General features: G+C 74.1%; 21 protein-coding genes. 5 read left to right on the top strand and 16 right to left on the bottom strand.

The annotated features are described in order from the left end of the window. Positions 1-81: 81 nt before the first annotated feature. Positions 82-300 carry a hypothetical protein gene (locus K1Y72_RS18870; protein WP_220167673.1) on the bottom strand — a complete coding sequence of 73 codons (219 nt, stop codon included), beginning with the start codon at positions 298-300 and terminating at the stop codon, positions 82-84. 142 nt (positions 301-442) lie between these two features. Between K1Y72_RS18870 and K1Y72_RS18875 the strand changes: the two genes are divergently transcribed. Then, positions 443-1213, top strand: coding sequence for a GntR family transcriptional regulator (locus K1Y72_RS18875; RefSeq protein ID WP_220167674.1), 771 nt, complete (start codon positions 443-445; stop codon positions 1211-1213). Positions 1214-1223: 10 nt separating this feature from the next. On the opposite strand, the gene K1Y72_RS18880 is transcribed toward K1Y72_RS18875, so the two are convergent. From K1Y72_RS18880 to K1Y72_RS18925, 10 genes are all read right to left on the bottom strand, one after another. Then, entirely contained in the window at positions 1224-1580 is a 357-nt protein-coding gene (locus tag K1Y72_RS18880; protein ID WP_220167675.1) for a hypothetical protein, read from the bottom strand. Beyond that, complete coding sequence (locus tag K1Y72_RS18885; RefSeq protein ID WP_220167676.1) at positions 1577-3808, bottom strand: hypothetical protein; 2232 nt, start codon at positions 3806-3808, stop codon at positions 1577-1579. Before K1Y72_RS18885 ends, K1Y72_RS18880 begins: the two co-directional genes overlap by 4 nt. Positions 3809-3810: 2 nt before the next feature. After that, a complete protein-coding gene (locus K1Y72_RS18890) occupies positions 3811-5154 on the bottom strand; it encodes a polysaccharide biosynthesis protein (protein ID WP_220167677.1) in 1344 nt (447 codons plus the stop codon). Further along, on the bottom strand, positions 5147-5947 hold the full coding sequence (locus tag K1Y72_RS18895; protein WP_220167678.1) for a polysaccharide deacetylase family protein: 801 nt from the start codon (positions 5945-5947) through the stop codon (positions 5147-5149). Before K1Y72_RS18895 ends, K1Y72_RS18890 begins: the two co-directional genes overlap by 8 nt. Beyond that, complete coding sequence (locus tag K1Y72_RS18900; RefSeq protein ID WP_308287141.1) at positions 5944-6933, bottom strand: glycosyltransferase family 2 protein; 990 nt, start codon at positions 6931-6933, stop codon at positions 5944-5946. Before K1Y72_RS18900 ends, K1Y72_RS18895 begins: the two co-directional genes overlap by 4 nt. Further along, positions 6930-8000 carry a GNAT family N-acetyltransferase gene (locus K1Y72_RS18905; RefSeq protein ID WP_220167679.1) on the bottom strand — a complete coding sequence of 357 codons (1071 nt, stop codon included), beginning with the start codon at positions 7998-8000 and terminating at the stop codon, positions 6930-6932. Before K1Y72_RS18905 ends, K1Y72_RS18900 begins: the two co-directional genes overlap by 4 nt. Then, on the bottom strand, positions 7997-8866 hold the full coding sequence (locus K1Y72_RS18910; RefSeq protein WP_220167680.1) for a glycosyltransferase family 2 protein: 870 nt from the start codon (positions 8864-8866) through the stop codon (positions 7997-7999). The genes K1Y72_RS18905 and K1Y72_RS18910 overlap by 4 nt, the downstream gene beginning before the upstream one ends. 409 nt (positions 8867-9275) lie before the next feature. After that, positions 9276-10694, bottom strand: a complete 1419-nt coding sequence (locus K1Y72_RS18915) for a maltokinase N-terminal cap-like domain-containing protein (protein WP_308287143.1) — start codon at positions 10692-10694, stop codon at positions 9276-9278. Further along, on the bottom strand, positions 10691-12433 hold the full coding sequence (treS, locus tag K1Y72_RS18920) for a maltose alpha-D-glucosyltransferase (protein WP_220167752.1): 1743 nt from the start codon (positions 12431-12433) through the stop codon (positions 10691-10693). Before treS ends, K1Y72_RS18915 begins: the two co-directional genes overlap by 4 nt. Positions 12434-12630: 197 nt before the next feature. Next, positions 12631-14676 (bottom strand): alpha-1,4-glucan--maltose-1-phosphate maltosyltransferase, encoded by a 2046-nt coding sequence (locus K1Y72_RS18925; RefSeq protein WP_220167681.1) that lies wholly within the window; start codon positions 14674-14676, stop codon positions 12631-12633. Positions 14677-14856: 180 nt separating this feature from the next. On the opposite strand from K1Y72_RS18925, the gene K1Y72_RS37210 reads away from it, so the two are divergent. Both K1Y72_RS37210 and glgP read left to right on the top strand, forming a co-directional pair. Beyond that, positions 14857-15396 carry a VanZ family protein gene (locus K1Y72_RS37210; RefSeq protein ID WP_220167682.1) on the top strand — a complete coding sequence of 180 codons (540 nt, stop codon included), beginning with the start codon at positions 14857-14859 and terminating at the stop codon, positions 15394-15396. Positions 15397-15450: 54 nt separating this feature from the next. After that, the gene (gene glgP / locus K1Y72_RS18935; RefSeq protein ID WP_220167683.1) at positions 15451-18045 is read left to right on the top strand and encodes an alpha-glucan family phosphorylase; all 2595 of its coding nucleotides are present in this window, start codon (positions 15451-15453) and stop codon (positions 18043-18045) included. Positions 18046-18119: 74 nt separating this feature from the next. On the opposite strand, the gene K1Y72_RS18940 is transcribed toward glgP, so the two are convergent. From K1Y72_RS18940 to K1Y72_RS18950, 3 genes are all read right to left on the bottom strand, one after another. Then, positions 18120-19238, bottom strand: a complete 1119-nt coding sequence (locus tag K1Y72_RS18940; RefSeq protein ID WP_220167684.1) for an alpha/beta fold hydrolase — start codon at positions 19236-19238, stop codon at positions 18120-18122. Between the two features lie 209 nt (positions 19239-19447). Then, complete coding sequence (locus tag K1Y72_RS18945; protein WP_220167685.1) at positions 19448-20173, bottom strand: SWIM zinc finger family protein; 726 nt, start codon at positions 20171-20173, stop codon at positions 19448-19450. Further along, positions 20173-23190 (bottom strand): DEAD/DEAH box helicase, encoded by a 3018-nt coding sequence (locus tag K1Y72_RS18950; protein WP_220167686.1) that lies wholly within the window; start codon positions 23188-23190, stop codon positions 20173-20175. The genes K1Y72_RS18945 and K1Y72_RS18950 overlap by 1 nt, the downstream gene beginning before the upstream one ends. A 118-nt stretch (positions 23191-23308) precedes the next feature. Between K1Y72_RS18950 and K1Y72_RS18955 the strand changes: the two genes are divergently transcribed. Then, positions 23309-24091 carry an enoyl-CoA hydratase/isomerase family protein gene (locus K1Y72_RS18955; protein ID WP_220167687.1) on the top strand — a complete coding sequence of 261 codons (783 nt, stop codon included), beginning with the start codon at positions 23309-23311 and terminating at the stop codon, positions 24089-24091. Here K1Y72_RS18955 and K1Y72_RS18960 read toward each other — a convergent pair. Continuing rightward, entirely contained in the window at positions 24078-24425 is a 348-nt protein-coding gene (locus tag K1Y72_RS18960; protein ID WP_220167688.1) for a winged helix-turn-helix transcriptional regulator, read from the bottom strand. The two genes, K1Y72_RS18955 and K1Y72_RS18960, sit on opposite strands and share 14 nt — an antisense overlap. An 80-nt stretch (positions 24426-24505) precedes the next feature. Here K1Y72_RS18960 and K1Y72_RS18965 point away from each other — a divergent pair, with 80 nt between their 5' ends. After that, entirely contained in the window at positions 24506-25150 is a 645-nt protein-coding gene (locus K1Y72_RS18965; RefSeq protein ID WP_220167689.1) for an NADPH-dependent F420 reductase, read from the top strand. Positions 25151-25207: 57 nt separating this feature from the next. Here K1Y72_RS18965 and K1Y72_RS18970 read toward each other — a convergent pair whose 3' ends face one another. Beyond that, positions 25208-26611: a sugar porter family MFS transporter gene (locus K1Y72_RS18970; RefSeq protein ID WP_220167690.1), complete on the bottom strand. Its 1404-nt coding sequence runs from the start codon at positions 26609-26611 to the stop codon at positions 25208-25210. Between the last annotated feature and the right edge of the window lie 7 nt (positions 26612-26618).

Below are 26618 nucleotides of genomic sequence, written 5' to 3' on the forward strand. Positions count from 1 at the left end.
CAGGACCCTTCCGTAACGGAACGTTCGAGCCCGGTCCGCCCCCGCACGCGGGCCGGCCCCGCCCGTCCCTCCTCCGCCCGGTCACGGTTCCGCCGCGCCGCGCCGGGACTGGTCCCGGAGCAGGACGCGCAGCCCCTCGGCGTCGTCGGCCGCGACCGTCATCGCATATCCCGCCTGGAGTTGGGCGTCGGTGAGGTCGCCGCTGCGGGTGGCGTACCAGCGACCCGCGTCGCTGCGCCACACGAGCCAGCCCGGGAACTCCCGCTCGATGGCCGTCTTCAGATCCTCGAAGTCGCCCATCAAGGTCGTCCCTTCCCCGAGGCGGTTCTTCTGTATACAAAAGTCTTACTCGGTCAAAGAGGTGTCAAGCTGTCCGTAAGCGGACCGTCCCCCTGGGGATAGCGCCCAGGAGGCATCGGTCGCGGGGGAAGGAGGTGGGCCGGTGCCCGATCGTCCGGCCTACGCGCGCATCGCGGACGCCCTGCGGGACCTGATCCGCGACGGTACGCACCCGCCCGGGACGCGGCTGCCGACGCTCGCGGAGCTGAGCGCCCGGTACGGGGTCTCGCAGATCGTCGTCCGCGGCGCCATCACGCTGCTCCGCAACGAGGGGCTGGTGGAGACCCGGCGCGGCGGCGGCACCGTCGTGCGGGTGGCGCCCCCCACCCGCCGCGTCGCGATGGACCGCTACCGGGCCTTCGACCGGCGCGCGGGCGCCCCCGCCACCGCCTTCACCCGCGACCAGGGCATCGGGTGGAGCGAGTACCGGCTGGACCGCGAGTTCACCCGCACGCTCGCCACCCCCGAGCTCGCCGCGCTCTTCGAGCTCCCCTCGCGGACCGAGCTGCTGCGCCGCCGGTTCGTGTTCTACGCGCGCGGCGAGCCCCAGCAGATCTCGGTGAACTACCTGCCGTGGCAGCTCGTCGGCGACACCCCGGTGTCGGACCCGGCGCGCGAGCCGTGGCCGGGCGGCACCCTCGCCCAGCTGAGCTTCCTCGGCCGCCCGCCGACCCGCGTCGAGGAGGCCGTCCGGTCCCGCATGCCGACGCCCGAGGAGGCCGAGACGCTGGGCATGCCGGCCGGCATCCCCGTCATCGCCGTCACCCGCCGCCTGCTGTCGGACGGCGACGTCCTGGAGGTCTGCCGCGACATCGTCATCCCCGCCGACCGCGTCGTCCTCGACTACGCCCTCGACCTGGACCGCGAGCCGTGACCGGGCGGCGCTAGTCGCGGAAGAGCCACTCCTCCTCGTCCTCGTCGAGGCGCTGGACGGGGATGTCGGCGCGCGTCACGTCGGCGCGGGACGTCGCGGGCGGCGCCGGGTCGGGCGGCGCCGGGCGGCGGCGCCGGTGCGCGGCGCCGAGCCCGGCGACGGCCGCGCTCAGCGCGAGCACCCCGGCGACCCCGCCGCCCGGCGACCAGGCGCCCATCATGATCATGACCTGGGCGACCGCGGCGACCGCGGCGATCCCGCCGGCGATCGCGACGATCAGCCGCCCGATCGGGTCCAGCACCGGCAGCAGCGACCAGAACGCCGCGACCGGGACGGCGAACAGCAGCAGGGCGAGGAGCAGGCTCACGTGATCACCAGGAACCGCTCGATGATGACCGCGGCGACGCTGAGCAGCAGCGGGAGGGCGAGCACGGTGAGCGGTCGCAGCCGCCGCATCCGCTGCTCGGGCGGCTCGCCGCCGGGCCCCGCCGGGGCCAGCAGGCGGAGCCGGCGCAGCTCGCGGGCGAGCAGCACGGCCAGCAGGATCGGTAGGTAGATGAGCCCGGCGGGCGTCCACGGCGAGGACCGCAGCCCGAGCCCGGCGGGCTTCGGCACCGCCACCACCGGCTGCGCGGGCGGCGTGCGCAGCCGGTACACCGCCGCGTCCCGGTCCGCGAACACCGTGGTGATCTGCGGGGACGCGGCGAGCGCGGCCCGCATCCGCGCCGCGTAGTCGGCGCGCAGCCCCGAGTTCAGCACCTGGAAGTCCTCGTGGCTGCGGGTCGTCACGAAGAACCCGCCCGGCCCCTGCTGCTTCAGCGTCTCGATGATCTGCGAGACGTTCGCGGGGTCCTCGCGGTCGGCGACGACCGCCGCGTAGTTGAACCGCTCCCACGACCGGTAGGACCACGGCATCGACGGCATCCCGCCGACGGCGTTCGGGTCGTCGGCGCTCAGCCACACCACGCCGATCGTCTGCTTGTAGTCGGCCAGCATCACGTCGAACGCCCTCACGTCGCTCGGGCGGACCTGCTCGTACTTCTCGTTGCCGTAGCGGACGGCGAGGAAGCCGCCCGCGATCGACAGCGCGAACAGCGACGCGACCGCGACGGCCGGCAGGTGCCGGCGCCGCCCGGTGCGCCACCGCCCGAACCGGGGCGCCACCTTCGGGTCGCGGACCCGCGGCGCGTCGAACGGCGCCGGGAAGAACAGGTAGGCGATCAGCAGGCAGGCCGCCGGGAGCATGAAGAAGTAGATGCGCAGCCCGATCTCGCCGCCGTAGTTCTGCAGCCCGACCGAGGAGAACGGCACCAGCATCAGCACCAGCGCGACCCGGTCGTCGATGCCGCGCGCCCGGCGCCGCAGCAGCCCGGCGACGGCGAGCCCGAGCACCGTGACGGCGATGAGGATCCGCAGATATTGGAGCTGCTGGGTGGCGCCGTCGACGTCGCCGATCCGGCCGCCGGTGCTCTGCTCGACGTTGGAGAACACCTTGCCGAGCCCGCCGAACACCTCCTCCTTGCGGCTCGCCCAGTACCCGACCGTCATGAAGCTGACCCAGGCGGCGTACACCACGCCCGCGATGATCGGCATCCCGCGCAGGCTGCACCGGCGCAGCAGCACGAGGCCGCCGCACGCCGCCGTCATCAGGAACGGCGTGAGCTGGTGCGCGGCGGTCCCGACGAGCAGCAGCGCGAACAGCAGGAACAGCAGGATCGACTGCTCGCGCACCGACACCTTCGGGGCGGGCAGCTCGCCGGGGTCCTTCGGCCCGAACAGCCAGCCGTAGACGCGCCAGAACGCGCCCGCGCGCTCGCGCGTCTCGCGGGTGCGGCGGCGCCCGGCGCGCCGCGTCGTCTCGTCGTGGTGGCGGAACCAGTTGACCAGGATCGCGACGAAGAACAGGTACAGCAGGTACGCGAACGCCTGCGGCGACAGGTAGTCCTGCCCGACCCAGTTGGCCGCCACGAACAGCCACGCCGCGAACCACTTGGCCCGCCACGTCGCGCGCAGCACCCGCAGGATCAGGATGTAGGGCAGCAGGTACAGCAGGTTCGTGACCGGCGGCGCCCAGCGCAGCACCGGCTCGATGTTGCCCTGCCCGACGGCCTTCAGCACGAACGCCATGAAGGAGAAGAAGCCCGGGGTGTTGAAGCGGGCGTCCAGGTACCAGTCGACGGTGCGGGTGCGCTCGATGTACTCGATGAACCCGGCGGTCTGCCAGACCGTCGGGAACCGGGCGATCGGCTCCAGCGCGAGCGTCACCCCGTGCAGCGAGATGATCAGCAGGCCGACCTGGGCGCTCAGCAGCAGCCGGTGCGGGCGCGGCAGCGCCAGCGACGCCATGAAGGTCAGCACCAGGACCGCGGCGCCGAGCAGCGTGGCGACCGGCAGCACGCCGATCAGGCCGTAGCCGTTCATGGCGTCCAGGTCCACGCCGCGCAGCGGCAGCCAGAACAGGGCGGTGCCGGTCGCCATCGCGGCGACGACGGCGAGCAGCACCGGCCGGCGGGCGTCCGGCGCGGCGGGCGCGGCGCCCGCGCCGTCGCCGCGCGGCGCGGCCTCCTCCGGTGGACGTTCCCGCCGAACGGTCACCCTCACGACTCTTCCCGCCCCGGGCCGCCCAGGGAAGGCCCGCTCGCGGCCCGCGCGGGCCGGATCGTGCGGCGCAGGCCCGGCAGGACCGCCGCGGCGACCGCGACGTTCACCACCACGACGGCCACGCCGATCGTGTACAGGTGGGCCGGGTCGACCAGCAGCACGACCAGGCCGAGGACGCCGGCGAGCCGGACGCCCTGGAGCACCGCGACGAGCCCGGTGCGGTTGCGGACGCGCAGCGCCCCGATGTACAGCTCGATGACGGCCTTCGGCAGCACCGCGAGCGCGAGCCACTGCAGCAGCGGCGCGCCCGCCTCGTACCCGTGCCCGTAGATCCGCAGCCCGAGCGGCGCGGCCGCCACCACCACGGCGGTGACCGGGACGAGCAGCACGACGGTGCGGCGCAGCGCCGCCCGCGTCGACCCGGCGAGCGCCGCCCGGTCGAAGGACCCCTCGACGGTCAGCGAGTACGACAGGGTGAGCGCCAGCAGGTCGAGCATCATGCCGGGCACCCACGCCATCTGGAAGCAGGCGTTGGTGCCGGGCGTCAGGTGCGCGGCGACGACGAGCGGCACCAGGCTGACCGTCGCGAACTGCAGGGCGCCGCCGAGGTAGCCGGGGCCGAGGTAGCCGAGGATCTCGCGGCGGGTCGAGCGGTGGCCGCGGCCGGCGTTGGCGCGCCGGTGCGCCGGGATCAGCCGCCCGAAGATCAGCCGGTTGACCGGCGGCAGCAGCACCATCACCGGCAGGTACCACGACAGCACGATGCCGTTGTGCGGGAACGCGCCCGCCAGCGCCATCACCAGCCCGAGCCGGGTGAGCGACCACACGGTGTTGGCGACCGGCACCCAGCCCGCCCGCCGCAGGCCCGTGAAAGTGCCCTCCATCGCGTTCCACAGGTTCCACGCGATGGCCATCGCGACGAACAGCACGCCCGGCCAGAACCCGCGCAGCCCGTCGAAGTTCGACCAGCCGCGCCCCCACACGTTCACCGTGACGAGGAACGCGGCGCCGACGAGCGCGGCGGCCGCCGCGCCGAGCGCGTAGCAGGCCAGGACGAGCCGCCGGGTGGAGCCCGCGGACTCCGGGACGAACCGGATGAGCAGGAAGTTCAGCATCGTCACGCCGCCGACGAACATCACCGCCTGGTTCATCGCGGTGTTGCGCCCGTAGTCGGCGGGGCCGTAGAAGAACGGCCCGACCAGCCAGAACGCGGCGCCGAGCGCCGTGGTGACGCCGCCGTTCAGCATGAGCGCGTAGGCGTTGCGGAACAGCGGGTTGCCCAGCTCGCGGCGCAGCAGGCCCGCCGGGCCGGCCGCGTCCGCGAGCGTCCGGTCAGTCACGTCCGGCCGCCTTCCGCAGGCCCGCCCGCACGCCGTAGCGGGCCCGCCGCACGACGGCGTAGCCCTTGGTCAGCGCGTGCTCGCGGAGGTAGACGCGGCCGAGGCCCGCGCCGTCGACGACGCGCGCGAAGGTGTCCAGCGACGTGCCGCGCCCGACCGTTAGCCGGGGCACGGCCAGCGGGTCGCCGCGCGCGTCGAGGGAGGCGGTCCGGTTGGCGACGGCGCAGGCGGAGCCGTACCCGGCGGCCCGCACCGCCCGCCGCACGCGGGCGCTGGAGTAGCCGTACGGGTAGGCCATCGTGGTGACGGCGCGGCCGAGCCGGTCCTCCAGCAGCCCCCTGCTGCGGGCCAGCTCGTCGCGGAGCGCGGCCCCGCCGAGCTGGTCGAGCTGCGGGTGGCTGTGGCTGTGCGCGCCGAACTCCACGCCGTGCTCGGCGGCCTCGCGGACCTGCCCCCACGACAGCATCGCGTCGAGCGGGCGGCCCGCCGCGTCGGGGCCGGCGTCGGCGAGCCACCCGGTGGTGGCGAACACCGTCGCGGTGAAGCCGAGGTCGTCCAGCACCGGCAGCGCGTGCCGGTGGAAGTCGGCGTACCCGTCGTCGAAGGTGACCACGACGGGGCGCGGCGGCACCGGCCCGTCGCCGAGAGCGGAGAACGGCACCGGCGTGAACCCGCGCTCCCTCAGCAGCCCCATCTGGTCGGCGAAGGCCCGCGGATGCACCGACAGCGCCGCCGTCGCCCGCGGCGGCCGCGGATGCACCGAGTGGTACATCAGCACCGGGATGGGGTTCATGACCTCGCCTTCGCTCGGCGGGCCGTGGCGACGCCGACGCCGTAGCCCCAGGCCGTCCAGGCCAGGCCGACGCCGATCGCGCCGGCGCGGCCGAGGCCGCCCGGGTCGCCGGTCGCGCCGTCGCGGAGGCCGCGCAGCGCGCCGCGCGGCAGCGTGACGAGCGCGTGCGCGCGCTCGCTGGCGAGGCCGTCGCCGGTGCCGACGCTCGCCGTCACCAGCGCCTTGGACAGCCCCTCGGCGTAGCAGCGCTCGCGGAAGTAGGCGAAGCGCGCGCGGACCGGCGGGACGCGGTGCCAGATGACGGCCCGGTCGTCGTAGACCAGCTCCGACTCCGGGCTGCGCTGCCGCAGCCGGATGCAGAACTCGGTCTCCTCGCAGCCGAGCGGCCGTCCCGAGAAGGTGCGGCCGATGCCGGAGTCGAAGCCGCCCGCGAGCGGGAACGCCTCGCGCCGGAACGAGGCGTTGCCGCCCATCAGGTTGCGCACCGCGCCCGTTTCCAGGCCCCGGTAGGTGCAGCCGACCGTCCAGTCGAACTCCTCGGGGAACCAGCGGGGCCGGGTGCCGGTGCTCTCGGGCACCGGCGCGCGCACCAGCTCGCCGGCGGGCGTGGAGCCCGGCCAGAGCGGCAGCGTGAGGCCGCCGACGCCGGCGACCCGCGGGTCGCCGTAGTGCGCGGCGAACGCGGCGAGCCAGCCGGGGGCGGCGACCGCGTCGTCGTCGAGGAAGGCGACGACGTCGCCGCGGGCGAGGGCGACGCCGGTGTTCTTGCCGCCGGACAGGCCGCGGCCCTCGGCGTTCTCGACCACGGTCGCGTCGGGCAGCGCGCTCTTCAGCCGGGCGTGCAGCGTCGGGTTGTGGTCGACGACGACGATGATCTCCTCGGGGGCGTGCCGCTGCGCGCGCACCGAGGCGACCGCGGCGTGCACGTCGTCCCACCGCTGCTCGGTGTAGGCGCAGATGACGACCGAGACGCGCAGCGCGCTCACGCCGACCGCCCCCTCATCCGCGCGTAGGTCTTCAGCACGCGGTCGGCGCGCTTGTATAGCGCCGGGTTGTCCAGGACGGCGCCGCGCGCCCGGTTGAGCGGCGCGGTCCGCGCCCAGTGCACCGCGGCGCCGGGCGCGCGGCGCGCGACCCGGCCCTCGGCGATGGGGATCTCGCGGCCCTTGAAGCCCTCCTTGAACTCCTTGCCGCCGCGCCCCATGGCGATCTCGGCGACGCCGTGCCCGATGCAGCCCTCAGCCAGCCGCAGGTGCCCGATCATGCCGGGGGAGTACTTGCCGAAGGCGGTGTCGTAGGCGGGGAACCAGCCCGCCATGACGGCGCCGCTGCGCAGCCCGAGGTGCGTCGACACGGGGGTGTCGCCGGCCCACAGCACCGACAGCACGCCGAACCCGGTCGCGTGGAAGTGCTCTAGCAGGGAGACGATCCAGGGGCGGGCGAACCGGTCGGTGCGGCCCGTCCGGTTGTACTGGTCGGACTTCCAGTCCATGAGGCGGCGCAGGTCGGCCGGGTCCGCGGAGGCGAACTCGTAGCGCAGCTCGCCGACGTCGCGGCCGAGCTTGCGCTCCTTGTAGCGGATGGTCTTGTGGGTCTTCGGCGCGCTCTGCCGCAGGTGCGCCTCGAAGGCGTCGAACCCCTCGGCGAGCTCCATCACCGGCTCCTTGCGGAGCACGGTGTGGAAGGGGGCGAACGGGGCCTGGCGGGCGAGCAGGTGGTCGAAGTCCCAGACGGCGAGGCCGCAGGCGCGCAGCAGGTCGCGCGCGTCCAGCTCCAGGCCGTCGGCGGCGACGATGCCCTGGAGGTCGGTGAGGCCGAAGCCGACGGGGTGGCCGATGCCGAGGGGGCCGCGCTCGTAGGGGAAGAACGCGGCGATGGTGCCGCCGTCCTCCACCACCGCGACCCGGACGTCGTCCCGGAACCGGCCCACCCCGAGGGTGAACTCCGGTGCCAGGAACGGGTTGCCCAGGTCGCGGGCGGTGGCCTGGAGGGCGCGCCATCGCGCGATCTCGGCGGCGCCGAGATCGGCCGGGGGGACGATGGAGATCCTCACTCGGTCCCGGTCCTCCCGAGGGCCAGCCGGTTCAGGTGGACCGGCTCGTGCGGGGCGGTGGCCTCGGGGTCGGCGCCCGCGGCGTGCGGGGCGAGCTCGCCGGCGAAGCGGAGCCGGACCATGGTGCGCAGCACGCGCCAGCCGTCCCGCCAGGTGTTGAGGTTGGACTCGCCGAAGCGGCGCTCGGTCTCGTGGCTCGCGACCTCGGCGATGCGCAGGCCGGCGCGGACGGCGTTGACGCACATCTCGGTCTCGATCTCGAAGCCGGTGGACTCCAGCGCGAGCCGGCCGAGCGCGTCGCGGCGCATGGCGACGTAGCCGTAGCAGAGGTCGGACCAGTGCTGCCGGTAGAGGCGGTTGGCGAACCAGGTGAGGGTGGAGTTGCCGGCGCGGCGGAGGCCGGTGAGGTCGTCCGAGCCGCCCCCGCAGCCGTAGCGGGTGCCCTTGACGAAGTCGTAGCCGCGGCAGAGCAGGGCGAGGAAGGAGTCGAACTCGGCCGGGTCCATGCTGCCGTCGGCGTCCAGCATGATGATCATCTCGGAGGTCGCGGCGGCCATCCCCTGCCGCATCGCGGTCCCCTTGCCGGTCGGCGGCTCGACGATGATCCGGGCGTCCGGGCGGACCGCGAGGACGACCTCGACGGTGCCGTCGGTGGACTGGCCGTCCACGATGACGATCTCGTCCACGGCGCTGAGGCGCGGCATGAGCCAGCGCAGGTTCTCGGCCTCGTTGAGGGTCGGGATGACGGCGGTCACGGTCGGCCAGCGGCGGGCGTGCCCGCCGATCGCCGGCAGTGCGCCGCGGCGCGCGAGGGGGGCCGCCCTCAGCGTGCCGTCGACGCGCACGGTGGAATCAGGAGTCTGCATGGGAGTCCCCGTAATTGGTTGACGTCTTGGGCTGTTAGATGTCGGGTCCGCCCATCATGTTTGGACCTTCCGGGGGACGGCTCCCATAAGTTGCGCAGGAGGGCCTACGCACCTCGTACCGCTCCGGCGGGTAAGGGCCGCATCGTGCACCGCTTGGGGTGGCATAGGCCAATAAAACGGACGGACCGCGGGTCCGGTCCTGGCCGGATGTGGACACGTCCTTGCAGGTGGGGGCGGTGGTAGCGGGGGTGCGGGGGAGCAGGCGAAAGATCGCCGTATGGTGCGTAGATCGCCAATGGCGGCAGTTGTATCAGCAAAGCCGACTAATTACGGCATATCGCGGAAGGGGATTCCCGGCCCGCGCCGCGACGGCCGGGCCGGGAATATGAAAGATCTTTTGAGGATCTTTTCAGCCGGCGTCCGGGCCGGCCAGCGACCGCAGCGGCACCGGCAGCCAGGACGGCCGGTTGGCCGCCTCGTAGCGGATCTCGTAGACCGCCTTGTCCAGCTCCAGGGCGCGCAGCAGCGCCGCGTGCGCGTCCGGGTCGGCGCCGCCGGCGGCGGCGTAGCCCCGGCAGAACGCCCGCCGGTTGCGCCCGGCCCAGGCGCGCGCCCGCAGCTCCAGCTCGCGCGCGGTGCCGGGCGGGGCGTGCTGCTCGTCGGCGTGCAGGAACCGCGCGGCGTACTCGAAGGACCGCAGCATCCCCGCGACGTCGCGGAGCGCGTGGCCGGGCGCCGCGCGCTCCTCGGGCGTGCGCGCGGGCTCGCCCTCGAAGTCCAGCAGCACCCACCCGCTCTCCGAGCGCAGCACCTGCCCGAGGTGGTAGTCGCCGTGCACGCGCTGGAACGGCAGCGGGCCGTCCAGCCGGGCCAGGGCGTCGAACGCCGTACCGATGGCGGCCTCGTGCGGTTTCAGCTCCGGCACGGACGCGGCGACCTCGGCGAGCTGGCCGTGCATCCCGGCCGCGAGCGCGCGCAGCTCGGCGCCGCCCACCTCGGTGACGCCGAACGCCGCCGCGAGGTCGCGGTGGACCTCGGCGGTCGCGGCGCCGAGCCGCTCGGCCTCGCCGGCGAAGTCGCCGCCCGCGCCGCCGGCGTCCAGCCCGGCGCCGGTCCGCGCCGAGCGGGGCGCGACCGGCTGCGCGAACCAGTCGCGGACGCTGGTCACCGCGAGCCGCCACCCGTCGGTGGCGGTGTGCAGGAACCGCGACATGAGCCCGAGGGTGTCGGGCGGCGACCCGTCGCCGCGGTCCAGCTCGAACCAGCCGAGGACGGGCGGGACGTGCGGGCTGCCCCGGCCGGTCAGCGCGAGGTTGACCTCCAGGTCGGGGCTGACGCCCGGGGCGAGCCGCCGGAACAGCTTGCAGATGTAGTCCTGGCCGTAGACGAGCGAGGTGTTGCTCTGCTCGCCGGTGGCGGGCTTGCCGGTGAGGCCGGTGTCGATCGAGGCGCCCTCGGCGCGGTGGAAGCGCAGCGGGCCGTGCACGGCCCCCGCCGCCATCGCCGCGAGCAGCGTCCCGGTCAGCTCGGGGTCGTGCGCGGCGTCGTAGGCGAACCCGCCGGGCACCGCGCCGATCCCGCCCTGCCGCAGCCGCTCGGGCGGGTCGCGGCGGATCCCGGCGAGCAGCTGGTAGCGGTCCACCGCCGCGCCCTGCCGCACGTCCAGGACGAGGTGGCGGAGGCCCGGGTCGCCGTCCCGCAGGACGGTGCCGGACGCGACCGCCACCTCGTCGACCGGCCGGTCCTTCCCGGCGAACCACCGCTGCCGGGGCAGCCAGGCGAGGAGCAGGTCCTCCAGCGATCGTTCGGGGAGCGGCCGCACCGTCACATCACCTCGCCGTCTCCGCCGCCTTCGGGCGCGGGGGTCAGCAGGAACCAGAAGAAGCCGTGGCCGGGCAGCGTCAGCAGGTAGGGCAGCTCGCCGATCGGGGGGAAGCGGGTGCCGCCCATGCACTCGACCGGGGCGGCGCCGCGGAAGCGCCGCAGGTCCAGCTCGACCGGCTGGGGGAACCGCGACAGGTTGTTGACGCACAGGATGTTGTCGGTGCCGCCCCAGCGGTCGGCCTCGCCCTCGGGCATCTCCCGCACGAACGCCAGCACGCTGGGGTTGGACGCCGACAGCTCCACGTACTCCCCGACGCCGAACACCGGGTGCCGCTGCCGGATCTCGATCATCTTGCGGGTCCAGTTCAGCAGCGACCCGGGGTTGGACTGCTGGGCCTCGACGTTGACCGCCTGGTACCCGTAGATCGGATCCATGATCACCGGCAGGTAGAGCCGGCCGGGGTCGGTGCGGGAGAACCCGGCGTTGCGGTCGGGCGTCCACTGCATCGGGGTGCGGACGGCGTCGCGGTCGCCGAGCCAGATGTTGTCGCCCATGCCGATCTCGTCGCCGTAGTAGAGGACGGGCGAGCCGGGCAGCGACAGCAGCAGGGCGGTGAACAGCTCCAGCTGGTTGCGGTCGTTGTCGAGGAGCGGGGCGAGCCGCCGCCGGATGCCGATGTTGGCCTTCATCCGGGGGTCCTTGGCGTACTCGGAGTACATGTAGTCGCGCTCCTCGTCGGTGACCATCTCCAGGGTCAGCTCGTCGTGGTTGCGCAGGAAGATGCCCCACTGGCAGTTCTCGGGGATCTTCGGGGTCTGGGCCATGATCTCGGAGATGGGGTAGCGCTGCTCGCGCCGCACCGCCATGAAGATGCGCGGCATCACCGGGAAGTGGAACGCCATGTGGCACTCGTCGCCGCCGACGCCGGGGTCGCCGAAGTAGTCGACGACGTCGCCGGGCCACTGGTTGGCCTCGGCGAGCAGCACCCGGTCGGGGTAGAGCCGGTCGACCTCGGCGCGCACCTTCTTCAGGTAGGCGTGCGTCTCGGGCAGGTTCTCGCAGTTGGTGCCCTCGCGCGCGTACAGGTAGGGGACGGCGTCCAGGCGGAACCCGTCGATGCCGAGGTCCAGCCAGAACCGCAGCACCTCCAGCATGGCCTCCTGCACGGCCGGGTTGTCGTAGTTCAGGTCGGGCTGGTGCGAGAAGAAGCGGTGCCAGAAGTACTGGCCGCGCACCGGATCCCAGGTCCAGTTGGAGGTCTCGGTGTCGACGAAGATGATGCGCGCGTCGGCGTACTTGTCGTCGGTGTCGGACCACATGTAGAAGTCGCCGAACGGCCCGTCGGGGTCGCTGCGCGACGCCTGGAACCAGGCGTGCTGGTCGCTGGTGTGGTTGAGGACCAGGTCGGCGACGACGCGGATGCCGCGGGCGTGCGCCTCCTCGATCAGCTCCACGAAGTCGCCGAGCTCCCCGAAGTCGGGCAGCACCTTGGTGTACTCGCTGATGTCGTAGCCGCCGTCCTTCAGCGGCGACTGGTAGATCGGCAGCAGCCACAGGCAGTCGATGCCGAGCCACTGCAGGTGGTCCAGCTTGCCGATGAGGCCGCGCAGGTCGCCGTAGCCGTCGCCGTTGGAGTCGGCGAAGCCGCGCACCGACACCTCGTAGAACACCGCGGTCTTGAACCAGTGCGGGTCGCGCGGGGTGTCGGGGTCGAAGGAGTCGGGGATCGGCTCGGCCGGCACCGGCGCCGCCTCGGGCGGCAGCTCGGAGATCGGCTCGTCGTGCGGCAGCACGCCGGGGGCCGGCGCCGGCGCGGGCGGCGCGCCGCCGCTCGGGACCGACACGTCCGGCGCGGGCGGGTGCTCGGCGGGCGCGACGGAGGAGGCCGGCGCGGGCAGGGCGTCGGCGGGAGGCTGGGCGGGGGATTCGGGCGTGTTGCTCAACTCGGGTTTCTCCGCAGCGTGAAGATGTGGGCCGGCTGGACGTGGGGGTCGAGCCGCACGTAGTTGTGCTCGCCCCACGTGTAGGTCGCGCCCGACAGCTCGTCGACGACCTCGAACGTGCTGCCCGGCTCGACGCCCAGGGCGGGCAGGTCGAGGTGGACGGTGGTCTCGCGGACCTGGTGGGGGTTGAGGTTCACCACGGCCAGCACGGTGTCGTCACCGCCGCCCGCACCCGAGGGCGGGCGTTTGGAGAAGCAGACGAACTCGTCCTGGTCGGCGGCGTGGAACCTCAGGTCACGCAGCCGGTGGAGCGCGGGGTGGGCCCGCCGGAAGGAGTTCAGCCGGGCGATGAGCGGCGCGATGCTGCGCCCCTCGCGCTCGGCGGCCTCCCAGTCGCGCGGGCGGTACTGGTACTTCTCGGAGTCGCGGTACTCCTCACTGCCGGGCCGCACGGGCGTGTTCTCGATGAGCTCGTAGCCGGAGTAGACGCCCCAGGAGGGCGACAGCAGGGCGGCGAGGACGGCCCGGATGACGAAGGCCGGACGGCCGCCGTGCACCAGGTACTCGTTCAGGATGTCGGGGGTGTTCACGAAGGCGTTCGGCCGCATGTAGGACGCGGCCTCGCCGCTCAGCTCGGTGAAGTACTCCTCCAGCTCGCGCCGGGAGTTCTTCCAGGTGAAGTACGTGTAGGACTGGTGGAAGCCGATCTTTCCCAGGGTGTGCATCATCGGCGGCCGGGTGAACGCCTCCGCCAGGAAGAGCACGTCGGGGTCGGTGGCGGCGATCTCGCCGAGCAGCCGTTCCCAGAACACCACCGGCTTGGTGTGCGGGTTGTCCACCCGGAAGATCCGCACGCCGTGGTCCATCCAGTGCCGGACGACGCGCAGCACCTCGGCGTACAGGCCCTCGGGGTCGTTGTCGAAGTTCAGCGGGTAGATGTCCTGGTACTTCTTCGGCGGGTTCTCGGCGTAGGCGATGGTGCCGTCGGCGCGGGTGGTGAACCACTCGGGGTGCTCGGCGACCCAGGGGTGGTCGGGGGAGCACTGCAGGGCGAGGTCGAGCGCGACCTCCAGGCCGTGGTCGCCGGCGTAGGCGACGAAGGCGTCGAAGTCCTCCAGGGTGCCGAGGTCGGGGTGGACGGCGTCGTGACCGCCCTCGGCCGCGCCGATCGCCCACGGCGAGCCGGGGTCGTAGGGCCCGGCCTCCAGGGTGTTGTTCGGGCCCTTGCGGTGGGCGCGCCCGATGGGGTGGACCGGCGGCAGGTAGACGACGTCGAAGCCCATGTCGGCGATCGCGGGCAGCCGCTTCATCGCGGTGCGGAACGTTCCCGACATGGGGCCGCGGCGCCCCATCGGGTCGACGGTGGCGCCCTCGGAGCGGGGGAAGAACTCGTACCAGGACCCGTAGAGCGCCCGCTCGCGGTGCACTACCAGCGGCATCCACTCGCCGACGGTGAGCAGGTCGCGCAGCGGGTACCGCTCCTCCAGGGCGAGGACGTCCGCCGCGTCGGCGGCGGCGAGGCGGTCGGCGGCCGGGACGGTCGCGTCGGCCAGCAGCCTGGCGAGGCGGGTGAGGACGGGCCGGCTGCGCGCGGGGACGCCCTCGGCGGCGCGGGCGAACAGCAGCGAGCCCTCGGCGAGCATCAGCTCGACGTCCTGGCCGCGCGGGACCTTGATGCCGGCGTCGTGCCGCCAGTGCGCCAGCGGGTCGCCCCACGCCTCGACGCGGAAGTCCCAGCGGCCCGGGGCGTCGGGGGTGACGTCGGCGGCGAGGCGGTCCAGGCCGGGCGCGATGTCGACCATGCGCGCGAGCGGCCGCACCTTGCCGTCGGGGCCGCGCAGGGCGACGGCCGCGCCGAGCATCTCGTGGCCCTCGCGGAACACCGTCGCGCTGACGCGGACGGTCTCGCCGGCGACGGCCTTGGCGGGCCAGCGCCCGCCGTCGACGGCGGGCCGCACGTCGATGATGGGGATGCGCCCGAGTCCCGACCGCCCGAGGTCCGATTTAACCGACTTCTGGGACGTTTTGGACTCCACGCGCATGTGCGATCCCCTACCCTCTCGTGATTGCCAAAACCGTCATGCCCGCGTTCGCGGTCTTACCGCCCTCTTGGGCAGGTTAACTTTGCGCTACATCTCCACTACCTGCCGGTCGGACGCACCTGCGTCGACCTGGAGTGGCCGCCCGCGAACCCCCGGTGCGCCCGGTTCGTCATCGGAAGTGTGCCGCACCACGTCCCCATCGAGGCCGTCCGCGCGCTCGCCGTCTGGGCCGCGCTGAGCGCCGCCGCCGTCCCGGCCGCCTGGCGGCCGCTCGCCCGCCGCACCGGCCGGCCGCCGCCGTCCGCGCTGGCGCTGCTCGTCTGGACGGCGCTGCTCCTCGCCATGACGCTGCCGGCGACGGCGGCGGCGGGCGCGGGCGGCCGGCTCGCCGCCTGCGCCGCGCACCCGGCCGCCGAGGCCGCCTGGATGGTCCGCACCTTCGGCGACCGCGGGCTGGAGGACGTGATGAACGTCGCACTGTGGATGCCGTGCGGGCTGCTCGCGGCCGTCGCGACGCGCCGCCCGGCCGTCTCGGCGGCCGTGCTGTCGGCCGCCTTCACCGGCGTCGAGCTGCTGCAGACGCTCGATCCGGGCCGGGAATGCGACCCCGGCGACATGGTCTACAACTCGGCGGGCGTCGCGCTCGGCGCCCTCGCCGGGGCCGCGCTGCTGCGGCTGCCGGGGCTTCGCGAGCGTGCCACGGACCGGTCCGTTAGGTGACGGTCCCGTGGCCGGGTCGCATTCAGGGGGCTTGAGCGTTTACCGTGGCCGGGCGTGAAGGCAATTCGACGATTCACCGTACGTACCGTCCTTCCCGAGCCGCTGCGCGACCTGGAAGAGCTGATCCTCAACCTGCGCTGGTCGTGGCACCACGAGACCCTCGATCTGTTCCGCGCGGTCGATCCCGCGCTGTGGGAGGCCGTCCGGCACGACCCCGTCCGCCTGCTGGGCGAGGTCTCTCCCGAGCGGATCGGGCAGCTGGCCGCCGACCGGCGCTTCCTGCGCCGGCTGCGCGACGCCGGCGACGAGCTGCACGACTACCTGACCACCGACCGCTGGTACCAGTCCCTCGGCGGGGCGCCGCGCGCCATCGCCTACTTCTCGCCCGAGTACGGGATCACCGCGACCCTGCCGCAGTACTCGGGCGGCCTCGGCATCCTGGCCGGCGACCATCTGAAGACCGCGAGCGACCTCGGCGTCCCGATCATCGGCGTCGGGCTGCTGTACCGGCACGGCTACTTCACCCAGTCGCTGTCGCCCGACGGCTGGCAGCTGGAGCGCTACCCCCCGATCGATCCGAACGGGCTGCCCCTGACGCTGCTGCGCGAGGCCGACGGGACGCCGGTGCGCATCAGCATCGGGCTGCCGCAGGGCCACGACCTGCACGCCCAGGTGTGGCTGGTGCGCGTCGGCCGCGTCCCGCAACTGCTGCTGGACTCCGACGTCGAGGACAACGACCAGGCCGCCCGCGACATCACCGACCGCCTGTACGGCGGCGGCGGCGACCACCGGTTGCTCCAGGAGATGCTGCTCGGCATCGGCGGCGTCCGCGCCATCCGCGCCTACTGCCGCATCACGGGGCACCCGGCGCCCGAGGTGTTCCACACCAACGAGGGCCACGCGGGGTTCCTCGGCCTGGAGCGCATCCGCGAGCTGGTGTCCGAACGGGGCCTGGCGTTCGGGGAGGCGCTGGAGGCGACCCGCGCGGGCACGGTGTTCACCACCCACACGCCCGTCCCGGCGGGCATCGACCGGTTCCCCCGCGAGCTCGTCCGCACCTATTTCGGCGGCGTCAACGAGGAGCCCGACGTCCCGGTCGAGCGCATCCTGGAGCTCGGCGCCGAGGACTACCCCGGCGGCGACCTCACCGTGTTCAACATGGCCGTCATGGGCATGCGCCTCGCCCAGCGCGTCAACGGCGTCAGCCTGCTGCACGGCGAGGTCAGCCGGGAGATGTTCGGCGGCCTGTGGGGCGGCTTCGACACCGCCGAGGTGCCGATCGGGTCGGTCACCAACGGCGTGCACGCCGGCACCTGGGTGGCCCGCGAGGTGCTGGAGCTCGCCGCCCGCGAGGCGCCCGCGGTGCTCGGCTCGGAGGACGGCTGGGACCAGGTCCGCCAGGTCGACGAGGAGGACATCTGGGCGGTCCGCCGCACCCTGCGCGCCCGCCTCGTCGAGGAGGCGCGGCGCCGGCTGCGCGACTCGTGGCGCCAGCGCGGCGCGAGCGAGGCCGAGGTGGCGTGGATCGACGACGCCCTCGACCCCGACGTCCTCACCATCGGGTTCGCGCGGCGCGTCCCGTCCTACAAGCGCCTCACCCTGATGATGCGCGACCCGGACCGGCTGCGGGCGCTGCTGCTGGACCCCGAACGGCCCGTCCAGATCCTCATCGCGGGCAAGGCGCACCCCGCCGACGAGGGCGGCAAGCGCCTCATCCAGGACATCGTGCGGTTCGCCGACGGCGAGGACGTCCGGCACCGCATCGTGTTCCTGCCCGACTACGACATGTCGCTCGGGCAGTCGCTCGTGCAGGGCTGCGACGTGTGGATGAACAACCCGCTGCGGCCGCTGGAGGCGTGCGGCACCTCCGGCATGAAGGCGGCGCTGAACGGCGGCCTCAACCTGTCGGTCCGCGACGGCTGGTGGGACGAGTGGTTCGACGGGCAGAACGGCTGGGCGATCCCGTCCGCCGACGGCCTGTCGGCGCCCGACCGCCGCGACGACCTGGAGGCCGCCGCGCTCTACGAGCTGATCGCCGACCACGTCGCGACGCTGTTCTACGACCGCGACGGCGGCCGGGCGCCGCGCCGCTGGCTGGAGATGGTCAAGCACACCATCGCCGGGACGGGCCCGAAGGTGCTCGCCACCCGGATGCTGCGCGAGTACGTCGAGCGGTACTACGTGCCGGCCGCGGACGCGGGCCGCGCCATGGCCGCCGACGACCACGCGGGCGCCCGCGACCTCGCCGCCTGGAAGCAGCGGGTCGCCAAGGCGTGGCCGGGCGTCGCGGTCGAGCACGTGGAGTCGGTCGGCGAGGACCGGATGAACGTCGGCGCCCGGCTGCCGCTCCGCGTGGTGGTGGCGCTCGCCGGCCTCGACCCCGCCGACGTCGCCGTCGAGGTCGCCTACGGGCGGGTGGACGACGCCGACGCGCTCGCCGACCCGTCCTACCTGGAGCTCGGCGGCCCCGAGCCGCTGGAGGACGGGCGGCTCCGCTACGTCGGCGACGTCCCGCTGGAACGGAGCGGCTCGTTCGGCTACAGCGTGCGGGTGGTGCCCCGCCACGAGGGCCTCGCGACCCGCGCCGAGATGGGCCTGGTGGCGCTGCCGCCCGCTCCGCAGGGGATGGCCGACGGCGTGCTGCGCTGACGCCGGGACGGCGAGAGCCCGCCGACCCCGGGGGTCGGCGGGCTCTCGCCGGCACGGCTGAGCTGCGGCGACGCCTACTTGAACAGGTTCGCGACGAACTTGGTCGTGTCGGGCAGCGACGCGGCCATGTTGCCGCTGTGGTCGGCGCCCGCGTACGCCTTGAACGTCACCGGCTGGTTCCGTGCCTTGAGGTCGGCGACCAGCTTCAGCGTCAGCGGGATCGGCACGGTCGTGTCGACCATGCCCTGCGCGATGTAGAACGGCCTGGTGTAGCCGGACACCGGCACCTCCATGACGCCGCGCAGCGCGTTGAAGAACGGCGCGTCGAACAGCGACCGGTTCAGCAGCTGCCCGATGCCGACGCCCTTGGTGCTCGCGACCATGTCGTCGTAGCAGAGCGTCTCGGCGTCGGCGACGGCCTTCTTCCCGAGCGGCGTCAGGTACCTGTCGACGTCGAAGTCCGGGCGGGCGGCGCGCAGCCCGGCCAGGATGTAGGCGACGTAGCCGGTGAGGTCGTCCAGCGGCAGGTTCGGGATGTAGGGCCCGGCGAGCGAGACGATGCCCTCCAGGTTGGAGGGCGGGCCGGTCGCGACGGCGCCGCGGAAGTCCAGCTCGGGCGCGTACTTCGGCGCCAGGTTCGCGGTGAACAGCGCGGCCTGCCCGCCCTGCGACTGCCCGATGACGACCCACTTGGACGCCAGGCTCTTGTCGACGCTGCGCGCCGCCCGCACCATGTCGGCGGCCGAGTAGGCCGCCGACCGGCCGTCCAGGTAGGGGTGCACGCCGGGCGTGCCGAGGCCGACGTAGTCGGTCGCGACGATCGCGTAGCCCTGCGCGAGCCACTGCTTCAGGTAGGTGATGTCGCGGTCGGAGCGGCCGGCGGTGGACGGCGCGCACGCGTCGCCGATGCCGACCGTGCCGTGCGTCCACGACAGGACGGGCCAGCCGCCCTCGGGCGCGGTGCCCTTCGGGACGAAGACGGCGCCGGTGCTGACGGCACTCTTCCCGGTCGGGCCGGTGGTGGTGTAGGTGAGGCGCTGCGCGGACCCGGTGCCGGGCAGCCACAGGTTCGCGGGGAGCGGGGCGACGGCGGTGACGCCGCCGGGCTTCGGCCCGGCGGCCCGCGCGGTGGCGGGCTGCGCGAGCGCGGCCGCCGACAGCAGGGCACAGCCCGCCGCGAGGAGACGACGCATAGGGGGGACCTCCAAGATCCCCGACACCGTAGCGCCTGCCCGACCGGCGGGTAAAGACCCTGATCAACCGCCCTTTCCCCCGTCGCGACGCAGCGGTCCAGGTAGGCGGTGAACGCCCGCGCGCCGGGCTCGGGACCGGCGGCCCGGCAGGTACGCGGTGCGCAGCAGCCGGGCCGAACGCCGCGCCGCGAGGGAGGTTTCTCCGGGCGTCATTCCTCGGGGGACGAGGGGTTCTCGGCGAGGGCCTCGTAGGCGGGCAGGAGGACGTCGACGAGGGCGCGGCGGCGGACCTTGACCGCCGGCGGCTCGGCGATCTCCAGGACGAAGCCGGGCGGGACCGGGGGAGCGGCGCGGCGCTCGCGCAGGCGGGCGAGGCCCGAGGGGGCCGCCCAGTAGCCGTCGGCGGTCAGCGGCTCCTCCTCGACCTCGAACGGGTCGGGGTCGGCCGCGGGCGCGCGGCGCAGCGCCGTCAGGAGCGCGTCGCGGGACCGGCCGTTCCACTCCAGGATCAGGAACGGGTCCTGGTCGAAGGCGCGGCCGAGCGCGTCCAGGACGGTCGCGGCGTGCGGGCACGGCTCGCCGTAGTCGTCGCACGAGCACATCAGGTGCAGGGCGCCCGCCGACATCGGCAGCAGCGGCAGGCCCGCCTCGGCGAACACCAGCTCGATCTCCGGCGGCACCTCCCCGGCGAGCAGCTTGGCGCGGAACACCGCGCGCGACGCCAGCTCGTCCTCGACGCGCCGCCAGCCGAGCTCGTCGATCGCGCCGATGCCGACCGTCAGGTCGTGCACCTCGCCCGGCACCCGCACCTTCGCGACGACCTCGCAGGGGTCCACCCGCAGCTGCGTGATCGTGCCCTGCCGATCGGCGAGCCGGTCCGGGTCGGCGAAGGACTCCAGCAGCCGGGCGAACCGGCGCGACCACCACCGCTCCATCAGCCGCTCACCGCCTCCGGGCCGAGGCGCAGCACGTCGCGCAGCTCGGCGACCGACAGGTCGGTCAGCCAGTCCTCGCCCGTCCCGACGATCGACTCGGCGAGCGCCTTCTTGCGCTCGATCATCTCGTCCACCCGCTCCTCCATCGTGCCGACGCAGATGAACTTGCGGACCTGCACGTTCCGCGTCTGCCCGATCCGGAACGCCCGGTCGGTCGCCTGGTCCTCCACCGCCGGGTTCCACCACCGGTCCAGGTGCACCACGTGGTTGGCCGCCGTCAGCGTGAGGCCCGTCCCCGCCGCCTTCAGCGACAGCAGGAACACCGACGGCTCGGCGTCCCGCTGGAAGTGCTGCACCAGGTCGTCGCGGGCCTGCTTGGACGTCCCGCCGTGCAGCCACAGCACCGGCCGCTCCAGCTTCGCCGCCAGGTAGGGCTGGAGCATCGTGCCGAGCTCGGCGTACTGGGTGAACACCAGGGCTTTCTCGCCCTGCTCCATCACCTCGGCGCAGATCTCCTCCAGCCGCTCCAGCTTCCCCGACCGGCCCTGCAGCCGCGATCCGTCCTTGAGCAGCTGCGCCGGATGGTTGCAGACCTGCTTCAGCTTCGCCATCGTCGCCAGCACCAGGCCGCGCCGCTGCTTGTCGTCGGCCTCGGCGATCTGCGCGAGCATGTCGTCCAGCGTCGCCCGGTACAGCGACGCCTGCTCGGCCGTCAGGTTGCAGTAGACCTTGATCTCCTGCTTCTCCGGCAGGTCCGCGATGATCGACCTGTCGGTCTTCAGCCGCCGCAGCACGAACGGCTGCGTCGCCCGCTTCAGCGCCATCGCCGCCCGCTCGTCGCCGTCCTTCTCGATCGGCACCGCGAACCGCTCGCGGAAGTGCGCCCGCGGCCCGAGCAGACCCGGATTCGCGAACTCCATGATCGACCACAGCTCGGTCAGGTGGTTCTCCACCGGCGTCCCGGTGAGCGCGATCCGCGTCCGCGCCGGGATGCCCCGCACCGCCCGCGCCTGCTGCGTCCCGCTGTTCTTGAGCGCCTGCGCCTCGTCGCAGATGACGCGTCCCCACGCCACCCGCCCGAGCATCGCCGCGTCCCGCGCCGCCGTCCCGTACGTCGTCAGCACCAGATCGGCCGCCGACGCCGCCCGCACCAGCGCGTCGTCGCGGTGCCGCCCGGTCCCGTGGTGCACGTACACCCGCAGCTTCGGCGCGAACCGCGCCGCCTCCCGCTGCCAGTTCCCCACCAGCGACATGGGCAGGACGGCGAGCGTCGGCGCGGGCGCCGCGCCGCCCTCGCGCTCGTGCACCAGCAGCGACAGCATGATGATCGTTTTCCCCAAGCCCATGTCGTCCGCGAGGAGCGCGCCGAGGCCGAGGCCGTCCATGAACGCCAGCCAGGCGAGGCCGCGCCGCTGGTAGGGACGCAGCTCGGCGTCCAGGTCGCCGGGGGTGGGAACGGGGTCCAGGCGGCGGTCGGCGTGGCCGGAGAGGAGGTCGCCGAAGGCGCCGTCGGCGTCGACGCCGGTGAGGGGGAGGGCCGGGTCGCCGGCGTGGACGACGGCGCGCATCGCCTGGGCGGCGGTCATCCGGCCGGTGCGGGGGTTGCGCAGGAAGTCCAGGGCGGCTTCGAGCTGCTCCTCGTCGAGCTCGACCCACTGGCCGCGCAGGCGGACGAGGGGCGCCTTCAGGCGGGCGAGCTCGGCGAGCTCGGCCTCGTCGACGGTGTCGTCGCCGATGGCGAGGTCCCAGCGGAAGCGGACCATGCCCTTGAGGTCGAAGCCCGAGGACGCGGCGGCGCCGCCGCCCTCGTCGGGGTCGGTGCGGGCGGTGAAGCGCAGGCCGAGGCGGGCCTTGCCGGCCCAGGTGGGCAGCAGGACGCCGAAGCCGGCGGCGGCGAGCATGGGGGCGGACTGGCGGAGGAAGCGGAAGGCGCCCGCGGTGTCGAGGCGCAGCTCGCCGGGGGTGGCGGTGTCGAGGGCGGGGGCCATGTCGGGGAACAGGCGGAGGGCGCGGCCGAGGCCGGCGAGGAGGGTGTCCTCGGCGTCCGCGACGGTCGGGGCCTCGCCCGCCCAGACGGTGGCGGCGGGGACGTAGAGGCTGGGGTCGTCGGTGCCCTGGAGGGCGAACTCGACGCGCCAGCCGTCGTCGTCCCCGGCGGGCTCGGCGGGCTCCTCGAGGGGGTCGTCGGTGAACTCCTCGGCGCCGGGTTCGGCGAGGCGGAAGCAGACGCGCAGCGGGCCGGTGGGGCGGCGGGAGGCGGCGGCCCAGGCGTCGAGCTCGGCGATGAGGTCGTCGGCGTCGTCGTGGGCCTCGCGGGGGACCGACGGGTCGGGGCCGGTGAGGGCCTGGACCCAGCGCTCGGGCAGCGGCAGGCGGTCGGGGGCCCGGCCGGCGCGGGCGGGCAGCAGGGGGTGGGGGACGGCGCCGCGGACGGCGGTGTCGACGAGGCCGTCCAGGGCCTCGCGGAGGACGGCGGCGGCGGGGCGGCCGCCCTCGGCGGCACGGCAGGCGGCCGGCATGGCGCGGACGAGGTCGCCGAAGCGGGCGGCGTCGTCGAGGACGGGCCGCCAGCGGGCGACGAGGTCGCCGTCCTCGCGCCGCAGGGCGGGCAGGACGCGGCCGCGGGCGGCGAGGTCGGCGGCCTCGTCGGCGATGAGGCACAGGTAGCGCAGGTCGGTGCCGGCGATGACGTCGCCGCTGTGCTCGGCGGCCTGGAGCAGCGCCATCGCGCCGAACGGCTCCAGGGCGAGGGCGGGGACGCGCCAGGCGCGCAGCTCGACGGGGCCGCCGTAGGGTTCGGGGCCGAGTTCGGCGGACGGCTGCGGGTGGTCGCCGTGGGTGGGGAGCTGCAGCGGCAGGGTGACGCGGAACGCGCCGCCGAGCAGCGGCTCGTAGGAGGTGCCGGTGAAGTCGGCGGTGGCGAAGGGGTGGTCGTCGCCGGCGGGGCGGTGCGGCCCGGTGCGCTCGGCCCACAGGCAGAGCGCGCCGCCGTGCCAGGTGGCGTGCGCGACCAGCATGACGTTCGACTCCCCCCGCCCCGACGGACTGCCCGCTCGAAGCTACCGGACGCCAGTGACGGAAGGGGGTGCGGTTAGGCTCGGTGCGCCGGTTCGGGCATGGTCGAGGGAGGCTGTCGTGGGCGAGTTCGTGCGGGTCGAGGTCGAGGGCGGGGTCGCGACGATCCGGCTGGACCGGCCGAAGATGAACGCGCTCGACGCGGCCATGCAGCGGGAACTGATCGAGGCGGCCCGGCAGGTGACCGAGGACGACGCGGTGGGCGCGGTCGTGCTGTACGGGGGCGAGCGGGTGTTCGCGGCGGGCGCGGACATCAAGGAGATGGCGCCGATGTCGTACGCCGAGATGTCGGCGGGGCACTCGCGCCTGTTGCAGGACTTCACCAAGGCCCTGGCGGCGATCCCGAAGCCGGTCGTCGCGGCGATCACCGGCTACGCGCTCGGCGGCGGCCTGGAGGTGGCGCTGACGGCGGACCTGCGGGTCGCGGGGGAGGGCGCGAAGGTGGGGCAGCCGGAGATCCGGCTCGGCATCATCCCGGGTGCGGGCGGGACGCAGCGCCTCGCCCGGCTGATCGGCCCGTCCCGCGCCAAGGACCTGATCTTCTCGGGGCGGCACGTGGAGGCCGCCGAGGCGCTCGCGCTCGGCCTGGTGGACCGCGTCGTCCCCGACGCCGAGGTGTACACCGCCGCGCGGGAGTGGGCGGCGTCGTTCGCCGGCGGCCCGGCGGTGGCGCTGCGCGCCGCCAAGCAGGCGATCGACAGCGGCCTGGAGGTGGACCTGGCGACCGGCCTGGAGATCGAGCGGACCCAGTTCGCCGCGCTGTTCGCCACCGAGGACCAGAAGGCCGGCATGCGCAGCTTCGTGGAGGAGGGGCCGGGCAAGGCGACGTTCAGGGGCCGCTGACCTCGGCGGCCTCCTGGGCGGCGAGCACCTGGTCGCCGTAGCGCTCGGTCCAGCGGCCGAGCGCGAGGATCGGCTCCAGCAGCCCGCGCCCGGCGTCGGTCAGCGCGTACTCGACGCGCGGCGGCGCCTCGGCGTAGCGGCGGCGCTCGACGAGGCCGCTCGCCTCCAGGCGCCGCAGCGTCGCGGTGAGGACCTTCTGGCTGATGCCGCCGATGTGCTCGCGCAGCTCGCCGGGACGGCGCGGCCCCTCGCGCAGGGCGTAGAGGACGACGCTCGTCCACTGGCCCGAGATGAGGTCGAACCCGAGCCGCGCCGGGCAGTCGGCGATGAACATCGTGCCTCCTCCGATGCGCACCCGGAGGTGCCTGACGGAACGCCTACCGTCCCGAACGTAACGGACGAGGGAGGCTTTCCATGAGGATCGGTGTGCTCGGCGCGGGGAACATGGCGGACGCGCTCGGCGGCGCGTGGGCGCGCGCGGGACACGAGGTGATGGTCGGCGCGCGCGACCGCGGTCGGGCGGACGCGCTGGCGGCCCGCATCGGTGCGGCGGCGGGCGGGTTGGCGGACGCGGCCGTATACGGGGACGTCGTTCTGCTGGCCGTGCCCTACGGCGCGGCCGAGGACGTCGTCCGCGCGGTCGGCCCCTGGCAGGGGAAGGTGCTCGTCGATTGCACCAATCCGATCGGCGGCCCCGATTTCCGGCTGCTGACGGCGGGCGGCGCCTCGGGCGCCGAGCGGATCGCGGCCGCCGCGCCCGGCGCGCACGTCGTCAAGGCGTTCAACCTGGTGCACGAGGGGATCTGGCGGGCGCCGCGGGCGGCCGTCGGCGGCCCGCTCGGCGTCCCGCTGTGCGGCGACGACGCGGGGGCGCTCGCGGCGGTGCGGGGCCTCGTCCGGGATCTGGGGTGCGAGCCGGTGGACGGCGGCGGGCTCGCGCGGGCCGGGCAGCTGGAGGCGACCGCGGCGTTCGTCATCGGGGTGTGGTTCGGCGGCGGGGATCCGGCGGCGATGCTGCCGCCCGTCGAGGTCGCGATGGGCGGGCGCCCGCACGCCTGATCCGGCGGGTTGGAGCTCGCGCGGCCGGCCGGGGTCGTCCGGCCGGCCGCGCGGCGTTCAGGTGGCGGCCGGGGCGCTGCCCGACGGGCCGGCGCCGGGGGCGGGGTCGCCGCCGCTCAGCTCGCGCTCGATCTGCTCCAGCGTGCGGTCGCGCGTCTCGGGGACGCGCGCCACGAAGAACACGATGCCGACGACGGCGAGGCCCGCGTACAGCCAGAACGTGGCCGGCCGCCCGATCGCGTCGATGAGCTGGAGGAAGTAGTAGGACACGAAGAAGTTGGCGACCCAGTTGAAGACGCTGCACACCGCGATGGCCTGCCCGCGCACCGCCAGCGGGAAGATCTCGGAGATCATCAGCCAGAACACCGGGCCGAGCCCGATCGCGAACGAGGCGATGAACAGCACCAGCGCGACGAGCGCGACCCACGGGGCGCCGTCCTTCCAGCCGAGGCCGAAGAACAGCGCGAGCAGGGCGAGCGCGACGGTGAGGCCGGCGGTGCCGACGATCAGCAGGGTGCGGCGGCCGACGCGGTCGAGCAGCAGCACCGCCACGATCGTGAAGACCACGTTGGTGACGCCGACGGTGAGCGCCTGCGCGATCGCGTCGCTGGCGTCCAGGCCGGTGTAGGTGAGGATGGTCGGCGAGAAGTAGATGACGGTGTTGACGCCGACGATCTGCTGGATCACCGCGAGCCCGATCCCGACGATCAGCATGGGGCGCAGCCGGGGCCCGAACAGCTCGCGCAGGCCGTGCCGGCGCTCCTGGGAGAGCACGCTGTCGATCTCGTCGAGCTCGGCGTCGGCCTCGTCGCCGCCGCGGCTGCGGGCGAGGACGGCGCGGGCCTCGTCGCGGCGGCCGCGCATCATCAGCCAGCGCGGGCTGTAGGGGACGAACGCCATGGCGATCACCAGGACGACGCCGGGTGCGGCGCCGATGCCGAGCATCCACCGCCACCCGTCGCCGGTGTCGCGGAGCGCGAAGTTCACCAGGTAGGCGACCAGGATGCCGATCGTCACCATGAGCTGGTTGTAGGACACCGTGCCGCCGCGGATCCTGGGCGGGGTGTGCTCGGAGATGTAGAGCGGCACCACCGCGGACGCGGCGCCGACGGCGAGGCCGAGCACGACGCGGGCGGCGATGAGCTGGCCGGTGGTCTGCGCGAGGGCGGCGCCGAGCGCGGCCGCCACGTAGACGATCCCGGCGATCAGCAGGGTCCAGCGGCGGCTGATCCGGTCGGCGAGCCGGCCGCCGATCAGGGCGCCGGCGACCGCGCCGAGCAGCAGCCCGGCGACGATCCACGACTGGGCCAGGGATCCCGCGCCGAGGTCCTGCTTGATGTAGAGGAGCGCGCCGGAGATCACGCCGGTGTCGTAGCCGAACAGCAGGCCGCCGAGCGCGGCCAGCATCGAGATCTTCAGCACGAACGGGTTCCGGGCCGCTTCCCTGACGTAACTTGCCACTTCGCCT

It is taken from the genome of Actinomadura parmotrematis (assembly GCF_019458805.1).
GTDB lineage: Bacteria > Actinomycetota > Actinomycetes > Streptosporangiales > Streptosporangiaceae > Spirillospora > Spirillospora parmotrematis.

Coding starts and splice junctions, on each gene's coding strand:
- K1Y72_RS18870 (WP_220167673.1), bottom strand. CDS start 300: ATGGGCGACTTCGAGGATCTGAAGACGGCCATCGAGCGGGAGTTCCCG.
- K1Y72_RS18895 (WP_220167678.1), bottom strand. CDS start 5,947: ATGAACCCCATCCCGGTGCTGATGTACCACTCGGTGCATCCGCGGCCG.
- K1Y72_RS18910 (WP_220167680.1), bottom strand. CDS start 8,866: ATGCAGACTCCTGATTCCACCGTGCGCGTCGACGGCACGCTGAGGGCG.
- K1Y72_RS18925 (WP_220167681.1), bottom strand. CDS start 14,676: ATGCGCGTGGAGTCCAAAACGTCCCAGAAGTCGGTTAAATCGGACCTC.
- K1Y72_RS18940 (WP_220167684.1), bottom strand. CDS start 19,238: ATGCGTCGTCTCCTCGCGGCGGGCTGTGCCCTGCTGTCGGCGGCCGCG.
- K1Y72_RS18945 (WP_220167685.1), bottom strand. CDS start 20,173: ATGGAGCGGTGGTGGTCGCGCCGGTTCGCCCGGCTGCTGGAGTCCTTC.
- K1Y72_RS18950 (WP_220167686.1), bottom strand. CDS start 23,190: ATGCTGGTCGCGCACGCCACCTGGCACGGCGGCGCGCTCTGCCTGTGG.
- K1Y72_RS18960 (WP_220167688.1), bottom strand. CDS start 24,425: ATGTTCATCGCCGACTGCCCGGCGCGGCTCGGGTTCGACCTCATCTCG.
- K1Y72_RS18965 (WP_220167689.1), top strand. CDS start 24,506: ATGAGGATCGGTGTGCTCGGCGCGGGGAACATGGCGGACGCGCTCGGC.